This is a genomic window from Candidatus Bipolaricaulota bacterium (assembly GCA_021159055.1).
Classification (GTDB): Bacteria; Bipolaricaulota; Bipolaricaulia; order UBA7950; family UBA9294; genus S016-54.
The window spans coordinates 1-2,253 of record JAGGSO010000116.1 but is presented as its reverse complement, the minus strand read 5'-3'; the positions used below and the strand labels follow the sequence as shown (position 1 = coordinate 2,253).

Below are 2,253 nucleotides of genomic sequence, written 5' to 3'. Positions count from 1 at the left end.
ATAAAAGGAGAAAATAACATCTACAGAATAAGGATTGGGAATTACAGGGTGCTGTACGAAGTGGATAAGCCAGGCAAAAGAATTATAATTATCAAGATTGACAAAAGGGAAAAAGTGTATTAAGCAGTATGAAATGCCATCCGATTCAATATTTCAACCCTAATGACGGGACCTCAACACCCTCTCCTTCCTTAACCGAGCCTACGACTTTTACATCGACTTCGGAGTGCTTTTTAAGAATGGAAAGCGCATCATCCGTATCCTTCTCGCCCACAACTATTGCCATGCCCATTCCCATGTTGAACGTCTGATACATCTCCTCATCGGTTATGTTTCCGAGTTCCTGCATGACCCTGAATATTTTCTGGGGTTCAAGCGGCTCGTCCAGCGAAAAGCATACATCATGTGACATACGCTTCATCTTTCTCAAACCGCTGCCTGTTATGTGCGCAATTCCCTTAACATCTATATGCTTCATCAATTCCAGAATTTCCTTCACATAAATCTGAGTCGGTACGAGCAAAATATCACCTATTCTCCCATCAAGTTCGGGAATGGTGTCATGATACGAATAGCCGTTCTCGGCGAATACTTTCCTTGCAAGGGTGTAGCCATTTGAGTGCAACCCGCTGCTCCTCAGCCCTATTATGATATCTCCGGGCACAATTTTTTTGGGCAACTCATGCTCGACAACCCCGACGCATGTTCCCGCAAGGTCAAAACCCTTTATTATTTCAGGCAGCGTGGCAGTCTCTCCGCCTATTATAGGAATACCTGCAATGTCGGCCCCTTTCTTCAGCCCTTTTCCTATTTCCTCTGCCATAGCCGGGTCTGTTTTTTCGATAGCAAGATAGTCAACGAATGCGAGAGGTCTGGCTCCCATGCACAGCGCATCGTTAACGTTCATAGCCATGCAGTCAATGCCAACGGTGTCCCACCTGCGCATCTCATTTGCCACCATCACTTTCGAGCCGACTCCGTCTGTGCATAGCACCAGTTTATGCCCGTTCAATTCCACCTTATCGCTTTTGTAACCCACTGCCGAGAGTATGTTAGAGACAGCCTTCTCCTCAACATCTATGTTCACGCCTGCATCTGCATAACTCATCCCTTTCATAATAATGCATATGCTCTGCTCTTTTATGCTTTTGGCATCGATACCCAAAATTTTTTACCCCCTACTGTATCACAATCTATGCAGCTTTACATTTATTTCCTGGGAACAGGCGGCTCCTGGCCCTCTTCCGACAGAAATGTTTCTGCCACTGCAATCAAGCGCGGAGGGGAGGTGCTGCTTTTCGATTGCGGCGAGGGCACTCAACGGCAAATTCAGAAATCGGCGTTGAGCTACATGCAGATAACAAAAATTTTCATAACTCATTTCCATGGTGACCATTTTCTGGGGCTGCCAGGTCTGTTTCAAACACTTCAGCTTAATGACAGGAAGGAAGAGTTGCATGTTTACGGTCCAAGAGGAATGAAAAAACTTCTTTATCAGCTCCTCCACCTCGGATATTTCACCCCTTCCTATGATATAATTGGCCATGAAATGGAGGGAGGTGATGAGATCCAATTTGACGGATATAAAGTGAAGTGTACCTATGCATTTCACAATGTGCCTGCTCTTTCCTACTCTCTGGAGGAAGACAAACGCCCCGGAAGATTCAACAAGAAAAAAGCACTCGAGCTGGGTGTGCCTGAAGGGCCTCTCTTCGGGAAGCTTCAGAAAGGAAAGGAGGTGGAAGTGAACGGAAAAACAATAACCCCAGACATGGTTTTGGGAAAGCCCCGCCCGGGCAGGAAAATAACAATTTCGGGCGACACAGCGCCATACGATGCCTTCATTGAATTTGCAAAAGGTAGCGATGTGCTTATCCATGATGCCACAACCGACTCAAGCCTGGAAGAAAAAGCGAATGAGTATGGCCATTCGACCGCACGTCAGGCAGCTGAAATTGCATTGAAAGCAGGAGTGGGAAAGCTTTATTTAACGCATATAAGCCCTCGCTACAGAGATGCAAAGCCTCTTGAGAAAGAGGCAAGGGAAGTTTTTGCAGAATCGTATGTTGCCCACGACTTCATGGAGGTTGAAGTTAAGCTGAAGAAGTGAAAATACATAAAAACCAACTCATGCCCATGGTTTTAGATAATAGCAACAATTTTTTGATAATAATATTTAAATATGGATATTACATTATCTTTTTAGATAAGTGATTAAAATGAAAGATAATAAAGATAATAGTAAGGATAAGG

Annotated in this window: 3 protein-coding genes; 2 read left to right on the top strand and 1 reads right to left on the bottom strand. The window is 44.6% G+C overall.

Translation table 11 applies throughout. The annotated features are described in order from the left end of the window. Positions 1 to 123 (top strand): type II toxin-antitoxin system RelE/ParE family toxin (locus J7J55_06015; protein MCD6142255.1); only part of this gene is annotated, 123 nt, incomplete at its 5' end. Between the two features lie 22 nt (positions 124 to 145). On the opposite strand, the gene J7J55_06010 is transcribed toward J7J55_06015, so the two are convergent. Then, entirely contained in the window at positions 146 to 1,117 is a 972-nt protein-coding gene (locus J7J55_06010) for a phosphoribosylformylglycinamidine cyclo-ligase (protein MCD6142254.1), read from the bottom strand. Positions 1,118 to 1,195: 78 nt separating this feature from the next. Here J7J55_06010 and rnz point away from each other — a divergent pair, with 78 nt between their 5' ends. After that, a complete protein-coding gene (gene rnz / locus J7J55_06005) occupies positions 1,196 to 2,110 on the top strand; it encodes a ribonuclease Z (GenBank protein ID MCD6142253.1) in 915 nt (304 codons plus the stop codon). The last annotated feature ends 143 nt before the right edge of the window (positions 2,111 to 2,253 follow it).

Excerpts from the sequence above, each read along its gene's own strand:
- J7J55_06010 (MCD6142254.1), bottom strand. The coding sequence starts at position 1,117 with ATGAAAGGGATGAGTTATGCAGATGCAGGCGTGAACATAGATGTTGAG.
- rnz (MCD6142253.1), top strand. The coding sequence starts at position 1,196 with ATGCAGCTTTACATTTATTTCCTGGGAACAGGCGGCTCCTGGCCCTCT.